Here is a 22,295-nt window from a genome sequence, read left to right on the forward strand (position 1 = left end):
GGCGGTCGGTGCGTGCGATCGGCGTGCGGCGTCCCCGGTCATGTGGCGGAGCCACCTGTCCGGGGGCGCCGTGCGGCGAGCGGGCGTGCCGGGCGCCGCTGCGCAGGCGAGGGTTCAAAGACAGGCTCTGGAGCCGCGCCGCCCCGGGCCCCGCCGTCATGACGCCGCGCGGAATCCGGTGCTCACGCCGCAGTGCCCCGCCAGCCGGGCGCTGAAGACCTCCTCCCCCTCCTGGTGCCCGGTGACGTGGACGCCGAGCAGGCCCGGCAGCGGGGACGGCACCGTCACCGCGTCGATCCAGCACGGGGTGTCGAACTCGGTGTAGCGGTGGAACTCGGTGGCGACCCGCACCGGCACGAACACGTCGCCCTGCAGACCGCAGGCCGCCTGCCGCGCCGCCTCGATCAGCACCATGCCCGGTACGTGGTCGCCGCCGTGCTCGAAGAGGACGGGGTGGCCGCGGTCCGGGCTGAGCAGCCAGTGGCCGGGCCGGCCGGTCGGCGCGAGGACGACGTCGGCGTGGCCGGAGCGGCCCACGCGCCGCGGGTCCATGGTGAGGAAGCGGGGCTTGTGCGCGGCCCCCGCGGTGACGCGCTCCGCCCCGCGCAGCCGGCGGTAGGCGGCGGGGGCGATGCAGGAGAAGTGCCCGCTGCCGTCGGCCACGTGCCGTCCGTCGCGCTCGATGGTGATCGCCATGGCGAACTGCGTGACCCGGTCGCCCCGCCACTTCACGTCGGTGCAGACGGCCTGGAGGGTCAGCTCGCTGGGACCGGCGCCTATCTCCAGCTCGTCCAGGGAGACGGAGTACTCCATGTCGCGCAGCAGGAACTGGTGCCCCAGGGGCACCCCGAACTCCGAGTGGGCGAGCAGCAGCCCCACCTGACGGATCGTCTCCGCCGCCTGCGTGGGGTCGTGCCGCGTGCCGTCGGCGTCGGTGAAGAAGGTGTGGGCGCGCGGCCACTGCCCGGTGAGGGCGAACCGGTCTCCTTCCAGGCGCCGGCAGCCGGTGAGGAACACCTCGGCGTGTCCGGCGCGGTGCACGTACTCCCGGGGAACCGTGGTGGTGAGCCGCGGCAGGCCCTGTGGGGCCCGCGGTGCGGGGGCGGCGGTGTGCCCTTGCTGGTGAACGAGCAGGGTCATGGGTTTCCCTCTTCCCGGCAGCAGTTCAACGATGGATGAGCGTGGTGCGAAAGGGTGCCACAAAATATACGGGTCCACCGGTTTCTTTTCCGACACATAGAAGTTGAACACTCGACGCCGGACGCGCCCGCGTTCAGGAGCCCGCGGCGCTCAAACCCCTCCGACCGGCCGCGATCTGCGGGAGCACCAGGGCCCAGAACCGGGTCTGCATGCGCCGGGAGACCCACGCCGGGTCCCGCCTGCCGAGCATCTGGAACCCCACCGTGCACGCGAACACGGCCCGCGCCACCTGGTCGGCCGGCACCCCGTGCCGCAACTCCCCCGCCGTCTCCGCCTTCTGCAGCGTCGTACTGATCCACCGGCTCAGGAAGGAGCTGATGTCTCCGACGCCCTGGGGGCACCCGGGGTCGCCGTCGAGGTCGAACCCGGCCCGCAGGACCGCGTCCTCCCGCATGGCGAGGGTCAGTTCGTGGCCGACGTCGACGAGCAGTTGCAGCGCGTCACCGGAGCGCGTCCGCGTCTCGCAGCGCTGGACCACCTCGCGCAGCCGCTGCGCCGCGGCCGCCATGACCGCGGAGGCGAGCGCCGCCTTGGTGGGGAAGTGGAAGTGCAGCGCCCCGCTGGTCACGCCGGCCCGCCGGCTGATGTCGAGCAGCGAGGCGGGGGCGTAGCCCGCACGGCTGAAGCCGTCGGCCGCGGCGGTGAGCAACGCCTTGCGGGTGCGCACGGCACGTTCCTGCTTGACCATCGGGCGCTCTCCCAAGCTCCGTGCCGCTCCCTGGCGCAGCGGCTCCGTCCGGGAACGGGAGAACTCGCTCGCCACTACGTACTCCACAGTACAAACCGCACCGGCGGTTTTCTATGCGAAGCAGGGGAAAGCGGGAAGGAGTGCCCGAGTGCCGGGGAACTCCCTACGCGGGCTGCCTGCGCGCCGTCGCACGGTCCGCCAGCCCGGTCGCCTCGTACACGCGGGCGCCCCGGTCCTCGGTGACGTCCAGTTCGACCAGGACGCCGGGGACGGCGATTCCCGCCAGCAGGACGCGGTAGAGGGCGACGACACGCGCGTTGAGGTCCGTGCGGCCCGACATGGCGTGGGACATGAGCTGCGTGCCGGCGAACGCCCCGACGAACACGTCGGAGAGCTCGCGGGGATCAATGTGGGGCTGCAACTCCCCCGCCTCCCTGGCCTGCACGAGCAGGCTCAGGCTCTCCTCGGCCCAGTCCTGGAACGGCACGCTGCGGTCCAGCTGGTCCTGCCCGACCCTCTCCAGGGCGAGCCGGACACCGCCGCGCAGCACCGGGTCGCGCACCAGGAGATGGGCGAGCAGCAGGCCCTGATCGACGGCCTCCTGGAGCTTCAGCCGCTGCGGCGGAACGGCCGGCACCCGGGCGTTCTCCTGGAGCACCTCGCGCGCGAGCTGCTCCTTGGAGGTGAAGTGGAAGTACAGCGCGCCCTTGGTGACCCCGGCGCGCCGCAGGATCTCCGACATGGTCGCGGCCTCGTACCCGAAGTCGTCGAAGAGTTGGGCCGCCGCCGTCAGGATCACGCGTCGGGTACGGAGCGCCCGCTCCTGTTGCACCAAGACAAGCTCTCCTTCGTCGAAGACCCCCGCCTTACCCAAACAAACCGTCAAGTTCGTATGCTAACAGCCACGGTGTACCGTCGCGGGCGGTCGAGCGGCAGGGCGTGCGCCGGAACCGGCCGGCTCACACCGCCCGGCCGTCGCGTACGCCGCCGCCGTGTTCGAGCCCGTCGGCGAAGCTGAGCCACCGCTCCCCGCAGCGCCGGGCGGCACGGGCGATGTCGGCGTGCCGGTGTTCCGGCACCGCGCTCATCAGCCACCGCCACTTCTCGTCGTCGAGCACGTTGCTCGACAGGAGCTGCAGGAGCGTCCTGCCCGCCTCGGAGAAGCGCAGGGAGGGGTCCTTGCGGAGATTGGCGAACCGGTCCGCGTCGGAGACCTCGGCGCTCTCCGGCCGGGCACGGCCGCCACGCCCGGCCGTGTCCGCCTCCACGCGCCCGCGCACGGTGCGCCGGTCCCGGAGCACGACGTCCTTGGCGACGTCGCGGAGTCTCGGCGGGACGGGGTCCTTGCCGTCCCGGACGCGCAGCCGCACGTCCCGCGCGGTCGCCAGGGCGATGCCCGCCTCGTGCGCGATCTCGCGCAGCGAGGCGTCCGGGCGCTCGGCGATGATCTGCCCCGCGCGCTGCCGGCCGACCGCGCTGTTGACCGGGCGGGAGCGGCCGTCGCGTCCGGTGCGTGCGTTCAATTGGTCGCCTTGGCCGGTTGAACGTCTGCGCAGGGCGGCGACCGTGGTCGGCGAGAGGCCGGTCACCTCCGCGATGCGCCGGTCCGACCAGCAGGCGTGGCTGCCGATGATGCGCTCGGCGGCGGCCGTCCTGTCCCTGCGCGACAGGGGCATGCCGTGCTCGGCGTTGAGCCGGACGGCCAGCACGAAGGCGTCCTCCCTCGACCCCTCCACGTAGCGGACCTCGATGTGGTCCTCACCGCGCTGCACGGCCGCCCGGAGCCGGTGCAGACCGTCGACCAGCCGCATGGTGGGGCGGTGGACCACCACGGGCGGCAGTGGTTTCTCCGTCTGCGCCAGCAGGTCGACGTGTTCCGCGTTCTCCCCCGCGACGCGTGGCGAGTCCGAGGTGACCAGTGCTTCGATGGGCACCCGTTCCGTCATCGGCGGACGCGTGGCACCGGACACCGGTGACGCGGGCTGGGCTGCTGCCGTCAACACGTCGAGCATGAGCGCCTCCTGGGGCATCTCCCGTTCCGGATTCACGGGGCAAGACGATACCCATAAAGAAACCGACCGCCCTGTTTATACTAGCCGGGCTCAAGCGGCGCTGGAGCGGAATTCGTCTACTTCGTCTTACGGCCTGGTCACGAGGCCTCGATGACGCGGAACCGGGCCGTCGGCACGCCGTCCGCGCCCTCGGCCGGCCCGAACCGGGTCCGTACGGCCGGGTGCTGCTCGATCAGTGCGCTCAGCGGCGCGTCGGGGTTGGCCGCCAGCCACTGGGCGACGACGCGCAGCGGCAGCGGAAGCCCTCCGCAGAGCGCCACCACCCGCTCGGCGGCCGGGCTCCGCTCGTCCAGCCGCCGCCCGCCGAGCATCGCCAGCAGACGGGTCCCCTCCCTCGCGGTCAGCGGCCCGACCGTCTCCAGGCGCGCCCCGTCGCGCGCCGCGAGCTCGCCGAGGTACCGCCGGCTCGTCGCGAGGACGCCGGAGGGGCCCCGCGGGATGAGCGGGCGCACCTGCTCGGCGCTGTGCGCGTCGTCGAGCACCACGAGGACCCGCCGCCCGTGCAGCAGGCTCCGGTAGAGGGCCGTCCGGGCGGCGGAGTCCGCGGGCACCCGTGCGCCGTCCACGCCCAGGCCGCCCAGGAGCTGCTCCAGGGCGTGGGCGGCGCTCGCCGGGCCCCGCTCCGGGTCGGCGCCGCGCAGGTCGGCGTACAACTGGCCGTCGGGGAAACGGTCGACGAGGCGGTGCGCCAGCTGCAGCACGAGCGCCGTCTTGCCGACGCCCGCCGTGCCGCCGACCACGACGACCGGCGTCGCCGGGCCGCCGCGGGCGCTCTCGCCCCGCATCACCTCCTCCAGCCGGGCCAGCTCCTCGGTCCGGCCCACGAAGTCGCGGGCCACGGGCGGCAGCCGGACCGGTCCCTGCGTACCCGGCGGGAGGCCGCCGGGGTAGACGGGGAGCGGTGCGCCGGCGCCGGCCGCGGGGGCGAGGAGTTCCGGATGGCCGGTCAGGATGTGCTCGTGGAGCGTGCGCAGGTCGGCGCCCGGCTCTATGCCGAGTTCCCGGACCAGCAGGTCGCGGGTCTCCTCGTACATCCACAGCGCGTGGGCCCGGCGTCCGCTGCGGTAGAGCGCGAGGATCAGCAGCCAGCGCAGCTTCTCGCGCAGCGGCTCCTCGGAGATGGCCGCGGGGAGTTCGGTGACCAGCTCGGCGTGGTGGCCCGCCGCCAGCATGTCGGCGGCCCACTCCTCCACCACGGTCAGCCGCAGGTCCCGCAGCCGGTCGCGCTCCATCGCGGCGAAGGGCCCGGGGACCCCGGACAGCGCCTCGCCGCGCCAGTACGACAGGGCCTGCCCGTACAGCCGCAGCGCGGCACCGGCGTCGCCCCGGCCCCGTGACCCGCGCGCGGCGTGCAGGGCCCGGTGGAAGAGCGTGACGTCCACGTCGGCGGGGTCCACCCGCAGGCAGTAGCCGCCGGACTCGGAGGTGAGCACCGCGCCGGACGAGCGGCCGGCCCGTCCGGGCTCCAGCGCGCGGCGCAGCCCGGCCACATAGGTGTGCACCCCGTTCGCGGCCGTGCGCGGGACGTCGCTGCCCCACACCGCGTCCACGATGTTCTCCACGCCCATGATGTCGCCCGGCCTGCTCGCCAGCAGACTGAGCACCGCCCGCTGCTTGGGCGGGCCGAGCGCCGTCTCCGCCCCGTCGCGCCAGGCACGCACCGGCCCGAGGAGCTGAATGCGCAGGACCGCTCCCGTGGTCGCCATGGATCACCACCTCCTGAGACGTGCCGGACGTGACGGTTCGCGATGGGCTCTCCTTGGCGATGAGGTGGCCGGGGCGCGTGCGCGGGCACGCCGATCACGGGCGCGTGGCGGAGGGCCGGGCAACCGTGCGACGCGCTTCACCGGGGCGCCGTGAATACCGGAGAGGACGCCCTGGGGCGCGCACGCCCTTTCGGACCGTACGCAGCGTTATTCGTGACATGGGTGGCCGGCGCGTTTCCCGGCCGAGTCCGCCCCCATTAGACGCACACCCGTCATGGCTTCTCCAGCCCTCTCGCACCGGCCCTACGGAGGCGGATGTTCAACTGCTCCCCACTGAATGGTTGAACGCCCGCGAAAGACTGTTGAAGCGCATACGGAGTTGTCAGCGACTCCCGGACCGTGTTCCCTTCCGGGTAGCCGGTTCCGGTCACGGCGAGGCTGTTCAGATCCAGCGCGAATCCCGCGCGAGGCGCAGCGCGTCTATTCGGTTGCGCGCACCCAGCTTTGTCACCATGGAAGAGAGGTAGTTGCGCACGGTGCCCTGGGAGAGATGCATGCGGGCCGCTATCTCGGGCACCGTGTCGCCCCGGGCGACGTGTTCGAGCACGGAGAACTCGCGCGGACTGAGCGGGCAGTCGCTGTTGTTCAGCGCCGCCACGGTCAGCTCCGGGTCGAAGACCCTCTCACCCTGGTGCACACGGTGGATGGCCTCGACGAACTGACGGGGTGACACGCTGCGTTCCACGATGCCGGCGATGCCGCCCGCGAACGCCTGGCGCACCACCGAACGCGTCACCGCGGTGGCCAGCAGCATGCTCCGGCAGCCGAGTTGCGCGATTTTCTCGGCGACGGAGATCGCGTCGCTGTCCTCACCCTCGAAGCTGATGACCGCCACATCGGGCCGGTAGGTCTCGGCGGACCGCAGCGCGGCATAGGTGCTTTCCACGGGGCCGACGACGCGGACTTCCTCGTGCCGGTCGAGAAGTGCGGCCAGCGCGAAGCCGGACAGATGCAGGTCATCAGAGACCAGGACATCGATTCCCATGCATGCCCCCTGACTAGTTCCTCGGACAACTCGTCATTGTGGGCAGGGTGACTGGGCGAACTCTGTATGCCGTCTATAGAAGCGACTGGATTCCCGCCGCGCGACGCGTGACCGCGTCTTGAGAGGACCCGTTTCCGTTCGCGGTAGGAGACCGGGCCCCGACGGTCGGCGGCACACGAAAAGCGGCCCCTGTACGGGAACGGGGTGAGGGGAACCCGCTCCACAGAGGCCGCTTGCACCATGTTTCCGGGAAAGGAATGCACCGGGTGCGCACCGGGACCGCCGCCGGCCGCGCGAGCCGTCACCTCACGGCTTCCGCGCTCCGTCGGTGGCGGCCCGCTCGGGGCGGGGCAGGACGAGGACCACGATGAGCACGGCGCAGACGAGGAGGCCGGCGCCGGCGAGCATGCCGAGCGCGTACCCGTCGGTGAGGCTGCCGGGCGTGACCGTCTCGCCGGTGCGGTCGTTGGCGGCGGTGCCGAGGGCGGCGAGCCCGAGCGCGGCACCGATCTGGCGCGTGCTGTTGAGCACGCCGGACGCGGCGCCCGCCTCGTGGGGTGCGACGCCCCCGGTGGCGATGGAGACGGTCGGCGCGAGGCAGAGCCCGATGCCGACGCTGGCGACGACCGACGGGCCGAGCGCGTCGACCAGGTAGGAGCCGTCGGCGCGGATGAGGCCGAACCAGGCGAAGCCGAGCGCGGCCAGCGTGCCGCCGGTGATCAGGACGGTCCGGGGGGCGAACTTGTAGCCCAGCCGGACGGCGAGGGTGGAGCCGGCGATGACGCCCACCGTGAACGGCAGGAACTCCACTCCGGTGCGGGCGGGGCTGCTGTCGAGCACCCGCTGGAGGTAGAGGGAGACGAAGTACAGGAGCGAGGCCATGGCGCCGCCGAACAGGAGCGCGAAGAGGTTGGCGCCCGCGAGCGAGCGGTTGGCCAGCAGGCCGAGGCGGATCAGCGGGTCGCGCTTGGTGGTCCGCTCGACCTGGACGAACGCGGCCAGCAGGACGACGGCGACCGCCAGGGTGGTCAGGGTCGTCGAGGAGGTCCACGGGTGCTGTTCGGTGCGCACCACACCGAACACGAGCAGGGCAGCGCCGGCCGTGGCGAGCACGGCGCCCAGGACATCCGGGCTGCCGCGCCGGGCCGAGGGGCCGTCCCGGACGATGCCGCGCCAGGCGAGGGCCAGCGCCAGGGCGGCCATCGGCAGGTTGATGTACATCACCCACTGCCAGCCCGCGTACTGGGTGAGGAGGCCGCCGGCCAGGACGCCGACGGCGCCGCCCGCGGCGTTCACCCCGCTCCAGATGCCGAAGGCCCGCACCCGCTCCTTGCCGCCGGGGAAGGTCGAGGCGAGCAGGGCCAGCGCGGCCGGTGCCAGCGCGGCGGCGCCGACGCCCTGGGCGGCACGGGCGGCCACCAGTTGCCCCGGTGCCTGCGCGAGGCCGCCGACGAGCGAGGCGAGCCCGAACAGGCCGAGCCCGATCAGCATCACGCGCTTGTGCCCGTACCGGTCGGCGATCTTGCCGCCCAGCAGGAGCAGGCCGCCGAAGGTGAGAGCGTAGGCGTGGATCACCCACGTCAGGCCCACCTCGCTGAAGCCGAGCCCGTCGGCGATGCGGGGAAGTCCGACGTTCACCACCGTCAGGTCCAGCGACACCATGAACTGCACCACGGAGACCGCGGCGAGGGTGGTCCCCGGCCGGGCGCCGCTCGCGGCGGCCGTCTTCCGACTCGTCAATTGCGTGCTTGCCACCGCACCCAGCCTCTCTGTGTCTGTCGACCGGTCGAATTTCCGGACAGTGCTCAGAAATTAGCAGCGGAGGCGGCGAGGTGTCGACCGGACCGCTCGTACCCGGGCTCTCACCAGGGGGCATGATGGAGCGATGCCCCGATCGAACACATCGCGCCGGCCCGTCGGACGGCCCCCCGTGACCTCCCGCAAGCAGATCCTGGCCGCGGCCCGCGTGCTCATCGACGAGCACGGCTGGGAGAAGCTCACGATCCGCAGGCTCGCGGCGGAGATGGGCCTCGGATCGACGACGCTGTACACGCATGTGTCGGGCAAGGAAGACCTGCTGTTCCTGCTCATCCACGAGTACGCGGAGCAGATCCCGCACCCCGAGCTGCCGAGCATGCCGCGGGACCGGATCGTCGCGGCCGTCGTCGCGATCCACGACGGCCTCGCGGCGTGGCCCTGGGCGGCGGAGGTCCTCACCACGGACGGGTTCATCGCCCGGCTCGGCGACTCGTTCCTGTCGCTGGTGGAGACGGTCCTGAGCGGCGTCGTCGACGCGGGCCGCACGCCGGACGACTCCGTCCGGATCTTCCGCAGCATCTGGTACTACACGGTCGGCGAGATCCTCGTACGCACCCACACCCGCCACCGCGAGATGGACGAGCGCGACCCCACCCGCCTCAACGCCTACTTCGGCAACGCCGACGGCGGCCGGGCCCGGCTCCCGCACCTGGCCGCCGTCGCCGGCCGGTGGGGGACGCTGGCCGGGCAGGACACCTTCGCCCAGGGGCTCCGCGCGTTCGTCGACGGCCTGCTCGCCCAGCCCCCGGAACCGGCCTGACCGTTCAACCGTCTCGCCCGGGCAGTTGAACGGCCGGGCGGCCGGACGGGCCCGCGGGCCGGACTCGATTTCATCCGCATACGCCTGCGTGAATTCCGCACAGCCTTTTATGAATTTCTCAGGCGTCCATATTCGTCATTCATTTTCACGCACCATCACCGCCTCCGGGATATATCATCCGAATCCCCGTCATGACTGGGGCATTGATGACCCGGTTGAGGAGGCAGAATGGGCACCATGCGGGATGCGATCGACGACCTGCATCGACGCCGTGAAGCCATTGACGCACGTACGGTCCGGATGGCCGAGAAGCAGCACGCAAAAGGCAGGCTGACCGCGCAGGAACGCATAGATCTCCTTCTGGACCCCGGTTCCTTCGTCGAGATCGACCGGTTCGCGCGCCCCGAGTCCGAAGCGGAAGCGGGCGGCGAGTACGGCGACGGCGTCATCACCGGATACGGGGACATCGACGGCCGCACCGTCTGCGTCTTCAGCCAGGACGCGAGCTACAAGGGAGGATCGCTCGGCAAGGTGCACGGCCGCCGCATCCTCAAGATCATGGAACTGGCGATGAAGACGGGCCGGCCCCTCATCGGCATCAACGACGGGGGCGGCGCCCGCATCCAGGAGGGCGTGGAGTCCCAGGCGATGTACGGGGAGATCTTCCAGCGCAACGTACAGGCGTCGGGCCAGATCCCGCAGATCTCGCTGATCATGGGGTACTGCGCGGGCGGTGCCTCGTACTCCCCCGCGCTCACCGACTTCGTGGTCATGGTCGACCAGACCTCGCACATGTTCATCACGGGCCCCGACGTGGTCAAGACGGTCACCGGCGAGGACGTCGGCTTCGAGGACCTCGGCGGCGGCAGGACGCACAGCACCAAGTCGGGGAACGTGCACTACCTGGGCGCCGACGAAGAGGACGCCATCTCCTACGTCAGGGTGCTGCTCTCGCACCTGCCGGACAACAGCGCCGGCGAGGCCCCCGTCTTCGACGCCATGGACTGGACGGGCAGGCCGCTGGTCGACCGGGCCCCGCTGGACCTGGAGAAGAAGCTGAACTCGCTGATCCCGGACTCGCCGACCGAGCCCTACGACATGCACGAGGCGATCGAGGGCGTGGTCGACGACGGCGAGTTCCTGGAGGTCCAGGAGCTGTTCGCGCGGAACATCCTCGTGGGGTTCGCCCGCGTCGAGGGCCACAGCGTCGGCATCGTCGCGAACCAGCCGCTGCACTTCGCCGGCTGCCTCGACATCGACGCCGCCGAGAAGGCGGCGCGCTTCGTGCGGACCTGCAACGCGTTCAACGTGCCGATCCTGACCTTCGTGGACGTGCCCGGCTTCCTGCCCGGCACCACCCAGGAGTGGAGCGGCATCATCCGGCGCGGCGCGAAGCTCATCTACGCCTACGCCGAGGCGACGGTCCCCATGGTCACCGTGATCACGCGCAAGGCGTACGGCGCCGGGTACGACGTGCTGGGCTCCAAGCACCTCGGCGCGGACGTCAACCTGGCCTGGCCCAGCGCGGAGATCGCGATCATGGGGGCACAGGGCGCGACGAGCATCGTGCACCGCCGCCGGCTGGCGCAGGTGCGCGACGAGGGCGGGGACGTCGCGGCGGTCCGGGCCGAACTGGAGCGGGAGTACCAGGACCGCTACTGCACGCCGTACGTGGCGGCCGAGCTCGGCTACATCGACGGGGTCATCACTCCCTCGGACACCCGCGAGCACGTCGCCGGAGCCCTGCGCGCGCTGCGCAACGAAGCGGTCCCCGCGCCGCGGACGCACCGGGGCAACATCCCCCTGTGATCCCGCCGCACAATGCGGCCGGCCGCCGCATCACACCTGTGCACTATTGAGTGCAAGGCGTGAGAATTTAATATGCGGACCATCCGGGCGGCGCTGGTAGCGTGAAATCCATTCCGGCGGAGGAATTCTATCCGCGGGCATCGAACTCGGAGGAAGTGAAGAATGACCGCTCCTGTCTACATCACGTCGGCAGCCGCCTGGATTCCGCCCGCCGAATCGGCCAGAGAAGCAGTGGCCGAAGGCAAGTACGCTGCCGAGGATTTCGAAGTCAACAAAATGCTCTGCCTGCCGGTCGTCGCCGACGAGACCTCGGTCCCGGACATGGCGGCCTATGCGGCGCGGCGCGCGCTCGACCGTGCCGCGCACGTGGTCGGCGGCAGACTCGACGCGCTCGTGCACGCGTCCGTCTACCACCAGGGCCGCGACTACTGCTGGACCTCGGGCCCGTACATCCAGCGGGAGCTCGGCATCACCGGCGCCTTCGCGGTGAACGTGCAGCAGCTGTCGAACGGCGGCATGGTCGCGATGGACCTGGCCGTGTCCCAGCTCCAGGCCGGCCGCGGGACGAGCGCCCTGGTCACCACCTCGGACCGGTTCTGCTTGCCCGGCATGGACCGGTGGCGGGGCGCGTACGGCATCGTCGTCGGCGACGGGGCCACGGCCATGGTGCTCTCCACCGCGGGCGGCTTCGCCCGCATCCACGCCATCGCGTCGTACACCGACGCCTCGCTGGAGCCGCTGCACCGCGGCAACCACCCCTTCACCACGTCCCCGCAGCCGAAGGTCGACGACCTGCGCGCGCCCAAGAAGTCCTACCTGGCCAAGGTCGGCAAGGAGTCGGTGATGCAGCGCGCCGAGGTGGCGCTGCAGGACATCGTCCGCTCGGTGCTGGACAAGACCGGCCACAAGCTCGACGACTTCGCCAAGATCCTGATGCCCAACATGGGCCACGGCCTGATGACCGCCCAGTTCCTGGAGCCGCTGGGCATCACCGCCGACCGCTCGCTGATGGACTGGGGCCGCTACACGGGGCACCTGGGCGCGGGCGACCTGCTCGCGGGGGTGGCCCGCGTCGTGGAGAAGAAGCTGATCCGCGAGGGCGACCTGGTGCTCCTGGTCAGCGCCGGCGGCGGTTACTCGCTGACCGTGGCGGTGCTGGAGATCGAGTCGGTTCCGGAGTGGCCCGAGGCCACCACGGACTTCGCCCTGCCCGCCGACGTCACGGAATGAGGCCGCCCATGCCCGTGCCCTCAGCACCTGTCGCGATACTCGGCACCGGGGCCTACGTCCCGGACCGCGTCGTGTCCAACACCGAGGTCGGCGCGCCCGCCGGGGTCGACGACGCCTGGATCGTACGGAAGACCGCCATCCGGGAGCGCCGCTGGGCCGCACCGGGGCAGGCCACCTCCGACCTCGCCACCGGCGCCGCGCGCAGAGCCCTCGACGCGGCGGGGATCACGGCGGACCAGCTGTCCACCATCGTGGTCGCCACCTCGACCCCCGACCACAAGCAGCCGGCCACCGCGGTGTTCGTGCACCGGAACCTGGGCGGGGCCGCGCCCGGCGTCTCGGCGTTCGACGTGAACGCGGTCTGCGCCGGCTTCACCTTCGCCCTCGACGTCGCCCACGGGATCATCGCCAAGTCCGGCGGCTACGGCCTGGTCATCGGCGCCGACCTGTACTCCCGGATCCTGGACCCGACGGACAAGAAGACCGTGATCCTCTTCGGTGACGGCGCCGGCGCCGCGGTCATCGGCGCGGGCGGCACCGGCCATGGCATCCGTACGACGGCGTTCCACATGTACAGCGACCTGTCCGACCTCGTCATCGTGCCGGCGGGCGGCAGCAGGCTGCCGCACGACCCGCAGACGCACGCCGCCGGCCTGCAGTACTTCTCGATGGAGGGGCGCACCATCCGGGACTTCATCATCAACACGGTGCCCGGACTCGTGAAGCAGTTCCTGCACGACTGCGAGGTGCTGCCCACCGACATCGACCACCTGATCCCGCACCAGGCCAACGGGGTCATGCTCGACGACCTGTGGGCCAAGCTCGACCTGCCGAGCGCCACGCTGCACCGCACCGTCGGCGCGTTCGGCAACGTCGGCTCGGCGTCGGTCCCGCTCACGCTCGACCAGGCGGCCCGCTCCGGGGAGCTGCGCGAGGGCGACCGGGTGCTGATGCTCGGCATGGGCGGCGGGTTCGCCGTCTCCCTGACGCTGATCGACTGGTGACGGAGTCGCCGGAGAGGAGACGGTCATGGAATACCGACGGCTCGGAGCCTCCGGTCTGCACGTCCCGGTCCTGAGTCTGGGCGCGGCCACGTTCGGCGGCCGCGGCAGCCTGTTCAGCGCCTGGGGCAACACCGACGAGCAGCAGGCGCGGGGCATGGTCGACATCTGTCTGGACGCCGGTGTGACGATGTTCGACACCGCCGACGTCTACTCGGAGGGGAAGTCGGAGGAGCTGCTCGGCGCGGCGATCGCCGGGCGCAGGGACCGGGTGCTGCTGTCCACCAAGACGGGCACCCCCACCGGTTCCGGGCCCGGCGAGATGGGCACGGGCCGGGCGCGGCTGATCAAGGCGGTCGAGGGGTCGCTGCGCCGGCTGCGCGTGGAGCACATCGACCTGTTCCAGCTGCACGTCTTCGACTCCGGCACCCCGGTCGACGAGACGCTCGCGGCCCTGGACGACCTGGTCCGCTCGGGCAAGATCCGCTACGTGGGCGCGTCGAACTTCGCCGGCTGGCAGCTGATGAAGTCCCTGGCGGCCGCCGACCGGAACGGCTTCACCCGGTACGTCGCCCACCAGGTCTACTACTCGCTCGCCGGCCGTGACTACGAGTGGGAGCTCATGCCGCTCGCCCACGACCAGGGCGTCGGCGCGGTGGTCTGGAGCCCGCTCGGCTGGGGCCGCCTGACCGGGAAGGTCCGCCGCGGACAGCCGCTGCCGGAGGCGAGCCGGCTGCACCGGACGGCCGCGGCCGCGCCGCCGATCGACGACGAACGGCTCTACGACCTGGTCGACGTGCTCGACGACATCGCCGCGGAGACGGGCCGCACCGTGCCTCAAGTGGCGCTGAACTGGCTCCTGACCCGGCCGACAGTGGCGACGGTCATCATCGGTGCGCGTGACGAGCAGCAGTTGCGGGACAACCTGGGCGCGGTCGGCTGGCAGTTGGACGCCGAGCAGCTGTCCCGGCTCGACAAGGCCAGTGCGGTCACCGCGCCGTACCCGTACCACATGTACAGCCGGCTACGCGGATTCAAACCGTTGAGTCCTTCGCTGGTGTGACGCAAGGAGAGCCCCTTGGCCATGGACCGTTTCGTCCGCGCCTTGATCAAATGGCAGGCCGGCGGGCGACCCGAACCGGCGCGCACCCTCCCCGTGGCACAGGTGCGCGCCCGCTACGCCGCGCAGGCGGCACACGCCCGCGGCGGTGCCGCGCGGAACGCGGGCATCGAGACGAAGGACCACGTGCTGGACGCCGTCGACGGCGAGTTCGGCGTCCGGACGTACCTGCCGCCCGCCGACCGGGGGCGTCTGGTGACGTATCTGCACGGGGGCGGCTGGGTGGTCGGTGACGTCGACACGCACGACCCGGTCTGCCGCCGCATCGCCTCCTTCCTCGGCGCGGTCGTCGTCTCCGTCGACTACCGGCGTGCGCCGGAGCACCCGCACCCCGGCCCGCTGCGGGACGGCATCGCCGCCTCGGAGTGGGCGGAGCGCGCCTTCCCCGGCCGCCACCACGTGATCGCCGGGGACAGCGCGGGCGGGGCCCTGGCCGTCGGGGCCGCGATGCACCACCGTGACCACGGCGGCGTCCGGTTCGCCGCGCAACTGCTGGTGTATCCGCCGGCCGACCCGTACCTTCGGTCGGAGTCCGTCCGCCGATACGGCACGGGGTACCTGTCGGAGGTCGACGACCTGCGCTGGTACTACGACCAGTACGTACCGGACCCGGCTCGCCGCGCGGACCGGGAGATCGACCTGCTGGGCGCCGATCACCGCGGGCTGCCGCCCACGGTGATCGGCACGGCCGAGTTCGACCCGCTGCACGACGAGGGTGTCGGGCTCGCGGTGCGCCTGGCGGCCGGCGGCGTCGAGGTGCACCACGTGCCCGCTCCGGGTCTGGTGCACGGATACCTCCTCATGGCCGGCATCGTCCCGGCCGCCGCGGTGGCGACGCGGAAGGTGCTGACGGCGGTGGAACAGCTGCTGGCCCCGATGCCCACGGCGCAGTAGTCCCGAGACCTCACCGACCCCCACCCGCCCGAAGTCCCGCATGCCTGAGGAGATCCGACCCGTGACCAGCACCGGACCGAATGCGACCGTGGACGTGCGCACCCTGGCGGACGCCCTGCGGCTGCGCGGCGAGACACAGCCCGGCAAGACCGCCTACGTCTTCCTGCGCGACGGCGAGGACCCCGGCGAGACGCTCACCTACGGCGGCCTCCACGGCGACGCCACCGCGCGGGCGGCCACGTTCGCCGCCGAGGGGCTCTCGGGGCACGGCGCCGTGCTGCTCTACCCCGCGGGACCGGAGTTCGTCCGCACCCTGCTGGGGTGCATGTACGCGCGGGTGGCCGGCGCGCCCGTCCAGGTGCCGCGGCGCCGCGAGGAGGTGGAGCGGCTGCGCCGGATCGCCGACGACGCGGGGACCTCGACCGTCCTGACCACCGCGGAGGTCGCGGACGACGTGCGGGCCCGCTTCGGTGACATGCCGGAGCTGACCGGGCTGAGGTTCGTCGCCACCGACACGCCGCGCCACGACCCGGACGCCGTCGCGCCCGCCTTTCCCGGCCCCGAGGACATCGCGCTGCTCCAGTACACGTCCGGCTCGACCGGCGACCCCAAGGGCGTCATGGTCAGCCACGCCAACTTCCTCGCCAACGTGGTCGAGACCGACGAGCTGTGGCCGTGCCGGCCGGACGGCGCGGTCGTCAACTGGCTGCCGCTCTTTCATGACATGGGCATGCTCTTCGGGGTCGTGATGCCGCTGTGGGCGGGCATCCCCTCCTACCTGATGGCGCCGGAGGCCTTCATCCGCCGCCCCGCCCGCTGGCTGGAGGCCATCGCCCGCTTCGGCGGCACGCACGCCGCCGCGCCCAGCTTCGCCTACGAGCTGTGCGTACGGGCGGCGGCGGAGGGCAAGGCCGGCGCCGTCGGCGACCTCTCCCGGTGGCGCGTGGCCGCCAACGGCGCCGAACCGGTGCGCTGGAGCACCGTCCGCGCCTTCACCGACGCCTTCGCGCCGCACGGCTTCGACCCGCGCGCCATGTGCCCCGGGTACGGCCTCGCGGAGAACACCCTGAAGGCCACGGGCTCCCGCCAGGACCGGGAGCCCACGGTCCTGTGGCTGTCCGCCGAGGCCCTGCGCAACGGCACCGCGCAGCCCGTCGGCGACCGCGCCGCCGACGCCGTCCCCCTGGTCGGCAGCGGCGGCACGGTCGGCGGCACCCGGGTGGACGTCGTCGACCCCGCCACGCACCGCCTCCTGCTCGACGGCCAGGTGGGCGAGATCTGGATCAGCGGCCCCTGCGTGGCCCGGGGTTACCACGGGCGCGCCGAGGCGAGCGAGGAGATCTTCCGGGCCGAGGTCGCGGGCCCGGAGCCGTCCGGCGGACCGCGGTTGCGCACCGGGGACCTCGGGTTCCTGCACGACGGCGAGCTGTTCGTCACCGGGCGCCTGAAGGACGTCATCATCCGCAAGGGGCGCAACCACTACCCGCAGGACATCGAGCTCTCCGCCGAGCTGGCACTGCCCGGCTCGCACCCGAACTGCGCCGCCGCCTTCTCCACCGAGGACGGTGAGCGGGAGCGGCTCGTGGTGGTCGTCGAGGCCGACGGCCGGCTCCTGAACTCCCTGGGCGCCGAGGAGGTGCGCCGCCGGGTGCACGACGCCGTACGGGAGCGGAACAGGATCACCCCCGACGAGGTGCTCGTCGTCCGGCGCGGCACCGTGCCCAAGACCTCCAGCGGCAAGGTGCAGCGCCGGGCGTGCAAGCGGCGCCATGAGGACGGCGGCCTGCCCGTCGTCGGCGTGCCCGCGGCCGCGGCGCCGGCGTGACGGGTGCGGGGGGCGCGGCGGCCGTCGGCGGACCGCGCGCCCGTCCCGCACGTCCGGGTCTCAGAGCCTGTGTCATCACCCCGGCCGGATCAGCGTGCGGCGTCTGGTGCGTGCGATCGCAAGGCGCCGGAGCGTCCTCGTGGCGGAGCCACGTGGGCGTTTCGGCAACGCCGCGAGCGTGCGTGCCAGGCGTCGCACGCCCGGCCGGGGTGATGACACAGGCTCTCAGGAACCGGCGGGCACACCGCCGCGGCGGCGGAAGGCGCGGCCGGTGGTGGTGCTCGTGGCGACGCGGTTGTGGCCGAAGCGGTCCGCGCCGCTGACCAGGACCGTCCCGTACCGTTCGAGGCTCGCCCTGCCGCCGTACTCCTCGACCTCCGAGGCACCGGGGTAGACCCGCACGCAGGTGGGGACGTAGCGCGCCGAGAAGCCCATGCGCATGCGTCTGGTCCGGCCGGCATGCGGGTGCGAGGCGTGCAGCAGACGCGAGGAGAAGATGACGAACTGCCCGGCGCGCATGTCCAGGGACACCGCCTTCGACTCGTCCGGCTGCCAGCCCGGGTCGATCTGGAGCTCGCGGTAGTCGTAGCCGAAGAACCCGCGCCGGACGCCGTTCTTCTCCACGGAGATGTTCCGGTCGGGGTCGTAGCGCATCCGCTTGGTCTCGTCGTAGTACATGGTGCGGTGCGTGCCCGGGATGAACTGCAGGCCGCCCATGTCGGCGGTGGCGTCGGTGAACGCGCACCACACCGTGAGGGAGCCGCCCTGGCCCGCGCCCCGCGGCCACTGGATCTGGGGCCGGCCGCAGGCGTTGGCGAAGGTGGCCGCCTGGTGCCAGTCCGTGCCCTCGTTCCCCGGGTACTTGGGGAAGAAGTCCGAGCGCCAGCACAGCACGTCGGGGCCGAGCACGGAGGCGACCCGGTCCACGATGCCCGGCTGGGTGATGTGCTCGGCGAGGAAGGCGTTGTCGAGGTGCCGGTCGTAGTTGGACAGGTTCGCCGCCCCCGAGCCGTCGGATTCGTCCCGGTACACCGCGGCGCTGCGGTCCGCGAGTGCCTGGCGGGCCTCGGCCCACTTCCGCTCGATCTCGTCGGGCCGGTAGAGCGTGAAGGGGCCCGCGTAGCCGTTCCGGTGGAACGCCGCCAGTTCCTCGGCGGTGAACCGGAAGCCGTGCTGTCGAGCGGACATGTCTCTCCTCGGTGATGGCTCGGGACGGTTCCGGGGCCCCGCCGGGGGCCCCGGGTCACGTCGTGGACGTCGGTCGCGGGTTCACATCGGTCAGGGCGAGCGGGGAAAGGCACCGGGCCGGCGCAGCTCGCCGATGAGTTCGTCGACGCGCTCCCTGGTGAGGTGGCGCATCGCGTAGAGGTGGACGTAGGCGCGGGCCGCGCCGTCGACGTGCACGGTCTCGCCGGAGAGGGAGTAGCGGCGCACGATGTCCGCCCGCGGCTGGCGGAACCGCACGGTCAGCGACTGCGGGCTGCGCGCCACCCACAGGTCGCGGCCGAGCCGCTCCTGCAGCGCGAGCAGCCGCGCGTGGGTGTAGGCGGCGAGGCCGTCGCACCGGGCCGCGAGCCCGACCAGGTCGTCGTAGGAGTGACGGGCCAGGTAGTCCCACATCAGCAGCGAGGAGAAGCCGTTGCGGGAGCCCGCGAAGGTGGTGTCGGCGGCGCCGATGTACTCCGCCGACCCGGGCGGGGCCATCTGCAGTCCGGTACGGGTCATGAACACCCCGCACGCCCACGGCGTCCCCATCCACTTGTGGCCGCTCATGGTCAGCGAGTGCACGTCGGGGAGCCGGAAGTCGAAGACCGGCGGTGTCTGCTCCACCATGCCGACGTCCCTGGCCATCTCCAGGTAGGGCGTGTATCCGGCGCCGAGGGCCCCGTCGACGTGGACCCAGAACCCCGACCGTTCGCCGGGGCCGCCGTCCTCGCCCCGGCCGCCGGCGACCCGCCGGCTGTCGAGACCATACTCGGCGCAGATGCCGCGCACCGTACGGGCGACCGCCTCGACGTCGTCGTAGGCGCCCTTGAAGGTGGACCCGTAGTTGAGGCTGACCAGGATCGGGTGGCCGCGGCTCGCGAAGAACCGGACCAGGACGGCGAGCTGGTCGACGTCGATGGCACCGTGCTCGGTGGAGGGCACCTGCCGCGGCCAGGGGGTGCCCGGCGCGAGGGGGTTCTCGTCGGGGTAGCGCGTGGAACCCAGGGCGTGGAAGGTGTCGATGTCCAGTGCCCGGACCGCCTTGGTCAGCGAGTAGTGGGTGTCCTCGGAGAAGAACGCCACCGGGTGGAAGGCGTGCGGTCCCGCGCCGCGCGGCGCCCGTCCGGCGTCGGCCGCCGGGCCCGGCCGCTGGCGGTCGGTGCGCAGGGGCCTGCCCGACAGGTAGTCCCGCGCGTTCCACAGTCCGTACAGGTTCCCCTCGCTGGAGCCCATGGTCAGGACGTAGCCCCAGTACGACTCGGGGTCCTGCGGGTCGTGCGGCCACTTGGCGTGCCACAGCGAGGCGAAGTAGTCGAGCACGGCCCGCTCAAGGACCTTGGAGTTGAGCGTGTACGAGCTGGACTGGTAGGGGTCCCCGACGTTGTTGAGGTGCCGGTTGAGGTAGTGCCCGAGGCGCCCCTCGTAGTCGAGGGCGCTGGTGACCTGGTAGCCGGCGAAGTTGCGCGTCTGGGTGTCGATGTGGCTGCGGAAGAGCGCCTCGGCCTCGGTGTACTGGTCCGCGTCCAGTCCGGTGGGCGGCAACTGCACCTTGTGGTGGGGCACTTCGGGCACCCCGATGTAGGCTTCCCTGGGGTCGGAGGACGGCGGGGTGCCGTAGGGCCGGCCGCCGACGACCCGCAGGCCGCTGAAGGTCTTCTGCCACGGTGTGTCCTCGGGACCGAAGGGTATGTCCGCGTGCGTTTCGGCTTCACGAGCCATGGAGGCTGGTCCTTTCACTGCGCGGTCCCCGGAGCGGCCCGCGGTCACGGCGCGGCTCGGGAGAGGCTGCCGGAGGGGTCCCCGGCCGGGACGGCGGGCACCGGGACGGGGGGTGGTGGCGACGCCGGCGCGGACACGCCGCCCAGGCGCGCGTACCGGCCGGGCCGGGCCGAGCGCAGCCAGGAGGCGAGGGCGACGCCGACGCCCGCGACCAGCAGCAGGAGCCACGGCAGGGCGGTGACGAGCGGCTCGTCGGTACCGGTCAGCACATCGAAGTTGGACACCACGAGTACCGCCGCGGAGATCAGCCCGATGGCTCCCAGCGCGGGCGCGACGACGGTCTTCCAGCGTCCCTCGCGCTGATGGCGGAAGTAGCCGATGACGGCCACCGAGGCCACGGCCTGCAGCAGGATGATGCCGAGGGTGCCGAGGCCCAGCATGCTGGTCGACATGTTCACGTACGGGTCGAGGCCCGCGACCGCGAACAGGGTGACCACCGCCGTGCTGAGGACGGACTGGACCACACTGGCCCGGTGCACGGAGCCGTGCCCGGCGCGGGTGGCGTGCAGCGCGCGCGGCAGCAGCCCGTCGCGGCTCAGGGCGTACATGTACCGGTTGGCGGCGTTGTGCAGCGCCAGCCAGGCGGCGAACAGGCTGGTGCACAGCAGGATCTGCATGGTGACGGTGGCCGGGTGCCCCAGGTAGTCGTCGCTGAGCAGGAAGAAGAGGTCGCCGAGATGGCTCTCGGCCTGGGCGCGCACCCGCTCCGACCCCAGGGCGCCGACGGCGGCCCAGCTGGTCAGGGCGTAGAACGAGGCGACCGTGAGCACGGCGACGACGGTGGCGCGGGGCACGCTGCGGTGCGGTGCCTTGGCCTCCTCGCCGTACAGCGCGGCCGATTCGAAGCCGAGGAAGGAGGCGAAGCCGAACATCACGGAGACGCCGAGCCCGGGGGCCAGCATCTCGTGGGGGGCGAAGGAGGCCGCGGGCAGCGCCGCGCCGCCGTGGCGGACGAGGACGGCGATGTCCAGGGCGACCAGGATGGCGATCTCGCACACCATGCAGAGGGACAGCAGCCGGGCGCTGAGGTCGGCCTCCCGGTAGCCGAGCATGCCGACCAGGAGCAGGCCGAGGCCCGCCCACAGCTGCCAGGGCAGGTCCAGGCCGTGGGCCGCGGCGACGTTCTGGGTGAAGTAGGCGAAGGCGCCGAGGACCCCGACCGTGGCGGCGTTGTAGGCGAGCACCGCGAGCAGTCCCGACCCGGCCGCCGTGCGGCGGCCGAGGCCGTGCGCGATGTGGGTGTAGAAGCCGCCCATGTGGCTGATCCGCCGGGCGATGGCGGCGTAGCCGGCGGAGAAGCACAGCAGGGTCAGGCCCGCGAAGAGGAACATGGCCGGTACGCCGGGACCGGTGCCGATGGCGAAGGCGAGCGGGACGGTGAACACCATCGCGGCCAGCGGGGCGGCCGCGGCGATGATGATGAACACGATCTTCGGGGTGGTCAGCGTGCGCTGGAAGCGTGCGCTCCCCTCGGATGGAGGTGTGCTGGTCACGAAGGTCTCCAGATGAGGACGTCGGCCCGGGCCGAGCGGCGGATCACGCTCGTACGAGGGCGGGTGGGCGGGGGGACCGGGGCGTCGCGCTGCCTGCCCGCGTGGGCTTCAGTACCGGACCGCCACGGCGAACGAGAGATCCGCCTCCGAGCGGACCCACAGGGGCACCGACTCGCCCCGGTGGGTCGCGGTCAGCTCGCCGCCGGTCCCGCCGAGGCCGATCTGCCAGAACAGGAACTCCCCCAGCGTGCCGATGCAGTTCATCGCCTTGAACGCGGCCTCCTTGGCGGCGAACAGGTCGCGCGCGGTGTAGGGGCCCGCCGGGGCGAGCAGCCGGCGCCGCTCCCGTTCCCGCAGGACGAACGCGGCCACACGCGGGGGGATGACCGCGGACTCGATGTCGACGCCGACCGCCTCGGCACCGGGGACCACCACGGCGGCGGCGAGCCGGCCGGTGTGGGAGATCGAACCGGTGAACCCCGGGGGGAAGAGCGGTCTGCCGTCCCTGGCCCGCGGCACGGCCCGCTCGGCCGACCCGGCCGCGGCCAGTGCCGCGGCGGCCGCGCGGCGGCCGGCCGCGAACTGCTCGGCCGGCCCGTGGGGGGCGGGCACCGGAGACGTCGCCATCGACGTCCGCGGCGCCACGTCC

At 72.3% G+C, this 22,295-nt stretch carries 18 protein-coding genes; 7 read left to right on the forward strand and 11 right to left on the reverse strand.

Translation table 11 applies throughout. The features are described from left to right. Positions 1 to 156 precede the first annotated feature (156 nt). From AB0I16_RS29955 to AB0I16_RS29985, 7 genes are all read right to left on the reverse strand, one after another. Entirely contained in the window at positions 157 to 1,140 is a 984-nt protein-coding gene (locus tag AB0I16_RS29955) for a ScbA/BarX family gamma-butyrolactone biosynthesis protein (protein ID WP_363252754.1), read from the reverse strand. Positions 1,141 to 1,273: 133 nt separating this feature from the next. Beyond that, complete coding sequence (locus AB0I16_RS29960) at positions 1,274 to 1,888, reverse strand: ScbR family autoregulator-binding transcription factor (protein ID WP_363252755.1); 615 nt, start codon at positions 1,886 to 1,888, stop codon at positions 1,274 to 1,276. Between the two features lie 163 nt (positions 1,889 to 2,051). Next, a complete protein-coding gene (locus AB0I16_RS29965) occupies positions 2,052 to 2,720 on the reverse strand; it encodes a ScbR family autoregulator-binding transcription factor (protein WP_363252802.1) in 669 nt (222 codons plus the stop codon). A 127-nt stretch (positions 2,721 to 2,847) separates the two neighbouring features. Continuing rightward, the gene (locus AB0I16_RS29970; RefSeq protein WP_363252756.1) at positions 2,848 to 3,936 is read right to left on the reverse strand and encodes a ParB N-terminal domain-containing protein; all 1,089 of its coding nucleotides are present in this window, start codon (positions 3,934 to 3,936) and stop codon (positions 2,848 to 2,850) included. Between the two features lie 101 nt (positions 3,937 to 4,037). Further along, positions 4,038 to 5,666, reverse strand: a complete 1,629-nt coding sequence (locus AB0I16_RS29975) for an AfsR/SARP family transcriptional regulator (RefSeq protein ID WP_363252757.1) — start codon at positions 5,664 to 5,666, stop codon at positions 4,038 to 4,040. A 442-nt stretch (positions 5,667 to 6,108) separates the two neighbouring features. Beyond that, positions 6,109 to 6,711, reverse strand: coding sequence for a response regulator transcription factor (locus AB0I16_RS29980; protein WP_363252758.1), 603 nt, complete (start codon positions 6,709 to 6,711; stop codon positions 6,109 to 6,111). A gap of 306 nt (positions 6,712 to 7,017) precedes the next feature. Next, positions 7,018 to 8,466, reverse strand: a complete 1,449-nt coding sequence (locus tag AB0I16_RS29985; RefSeq protein ID WP_363252759.1) for an MFS transporter — start codon at positions 8,464 to 8,466, stop codon at positions 7,018 to 7,020. Positions 8,467 to 8,641: 175 nt separating this feature from the next. Between AB0I16_RS29985 and AB0I16_RS29990 the strand changes: the two genes are divergently transcribed. From AB0I16_RS29990 to AB0I16_RS30020, 7 genes are all read left to right on the forward strand, one after another. Next, positions 8,642 to 9,289: a TetR/AcrR family transcriptional regulator gene (locus tag AB0I16_RS29990; protein WP_363252760.1), complete on the forward strand. Its 648-nt coding sequence runs from the start codon at positions 8,642 to 8,644 to the stop codon at positions 9,287 to 9,289. Positions 9,290 to 9,517: 228 nt separating this feature from the next. Continuing rightward, a complete protein-coding gene (locus tag AB0I16_RS29995; RefSeq protein ID WP_363252761.1) occupies positions 9,518 to 11,098 on the forward strand; it encodes an acyl-CoA carboxylase subunit beta in 1,581 nt (526 codons plus the stop codon). 162 nt (positions 11,099 to 11,260) lie between these two features. Beyond that, positions 11,261 to 12,328, forward strand: a complete 1,068-nt coding sequence (locus AB0I16_RS30000; protein WP_363252762.1) for a ketoacyl-ACP synthase III family protein — start codon at positions 11,261 to 11,263, stop codon at positions 12,326 to 12,328. 8 nt (positions 12,329 to 12,336) lie between these two features. Next, a complete protein-coding gene (locus AB0I16_RS30005; RefSeq protein WP_363252763.1) occupies positions 12,337 to 13,332 on the forward strand; it encodes a ketoacyl-ACP synthase III in 996 nt (331 codons plus the stop codon). Positions 13,333 to 13,357: 25 nt separating this feature from the next. Further along, entirely contained in the window at positions 13,358 to 14,392 is a 1,035-nt protein-coding gene (locus tag AB0I16_RS30010) for an aldo/keto reductase (RefSeq protein ID WP_363252764.1), read from the forward strand. Between the two features lie 21 nt (positions 14,393 to 14,413). Beyond that, positions 14,414 to 15,343, forward strand: a complete 930-nt coding sequence (locus AB0I16_RS30015) for an alpha/beta hydrolase (protein WP_363252765.1) — start codon at positions 14,414 to 14,416, stop codon at positions 15,341 to 15,343. A 61-nt stretch (positions 15,344 to 15,404) separates the two neighbouring features. Continuing rightward, positions 15,405 to 17,168, forward strand: a complete 1,764-nt coding sequence (locus AB0I16_RS30020) for a fatty acyl-AMP ligase (protein WP_363252766.1) — start codon at positions 15,405 to 15,407, stop codon at positions 17,166 to 17,168. Positions 17,169 to 17,393: 225 nt separating this feature from the next. Here the strand turns inward: AB0I16_RS30020 and AB0I16_RS30025 are convergent, their stop codons facing one another. The 4 genes from AB0I16_RS30025 to AB0I16_RS30040 form a co-directional block, all read right to left on the reverse strand. Beyond that, a complete protein-coding gene (locus AB0I16_RS30025; RefSeq protein WP_363252767.1) occupies positions 17,394 to 18,356 on the reverse strand; it encodes a chlorinating enzyme in 963 nt (320 codons plus the stop codon). Between the two features lie 90 nt (positions 18,357 to 18,446). Continuing rightward, positions 18,447 to 20,093, reverse strand: coding sequence for a pyridoxal-dependent decarboxylase (locus AB0I16_RS30030; protein ID WP_363252768.1), 1,647 nt, complete (start codon positions 20,091 to 20,093; stop codon positions 18,447 to 18,449). 44 nt (positions 20,094 to 20,137) lie between these two features. Further along, on the reverse strand, positions 20,138 to 21,646 hold the full coding sequence (locus AB0I16_RS30035; RefSeq protein ID WP_363252769.1) for an APC family permease: 1,509 nt from the start codon (positions 21,644 to 21,646) through the stop codon (positions 20,138 to 20,140). A 108-nt stretch (positions 21,647 to 21,754) separates the two neighbouring features. Next, entirely contained in the window at positions 21,755 to 22,258 is a 504-nt protein-coding gene (locus tag AB0I16_RS30040; protein ID WP_363252770.1) for a 4'-phosphopantetheinyl transferase superfamily protein, read from the reverse strand. Positions 22,259 to 22,295: the final 37 nt, after the last annotated feature.

This window comes from Streptomyces sp. NPDC050703 (assembly GCF_040654435.1).
GTDB lineage: Bacteria > Actinomycetota > Actinomycetes > Streptomycetales > Streptomycetaceae > Streptomyces.

Coding starts and splice junctions, on each gene's coding strand:
- AB0I16_RS29955 (WP_363252754.1), bottom strand. CDS start 1,140: ATGACCCTGCTCGTTCACCAGCAAGGGCACACCGCCGCCCCCGCACCG.
- AB0I16_RS29960 (WP_363252755.1), bottom strand. CDS start 1,888: ATGGTCAAGCAGGAACGTGCCGTGCGCACCCGCAAGGCGTTGCTCACC.
- AB0I16_RS29975 (WP_363252757.1), bottom strand. CDS start 5,666: ATGGCGACCACGGGAGCGGTCCTGCGCATTCAGCTCCTCGGGCCGGTG.
- AB0I16_RS29980 (WP_363252758.1), bottom strand. CDS start 6,711: ATGGGAATCGATGTCCTGGTCTCTGATGACCTGCATCTGTCCGGCTTC.
- AB0I16_RS29995 (WP_363252761.1), top strand. CDS start 9,518: ATGGGCACCATGCGGGATGCGATCGACGACCTGCATCGACGCCGTGAA.
- AB0I16_RS30000 (WP_363252762.1), top strand. CDS start 11,261: ATGACCGCTCCTGTCTACATCACGTCGGCAGCCGCCTGGATTCCGCCC.
- AB0I16_RS30005 (WP_363252763.1), top strand. CDS start 12,337: ATGCCCGTGCCCTCAGCACCTGTCGCGATACTCGGCACCGGGGCCTAC.
- AB0I16_RS30010 (WP_363252764.1), top strand. CDS start 13,358: ATGGAATACCGACGGCTCGGAGCCTCCGGTCTGCACGTCCCGGTCCTG.
- AB0I16_RS30015 (WP_363252765.1), top strand. CDS start 14,414: ATGGACCGTTTCGTCCGCGCCTTGATCAAATGGCAGGCCGGCGGGCGA.
- AB0I16_RS30025 (WP_363252767.1), bottom strand. CDS start 18,356: ATGTCCGCTCGACAGCACGGCTTCCGGTTCACCGCCGAGGAACTGGCG.
- AB0I16_RS30030 (WP_363252768.1), bottom strand. CDS start 20,093: ATGGCTCGTGAAGCCGAAACGCACGCGGACATACCCTTCGGTCCCGAG.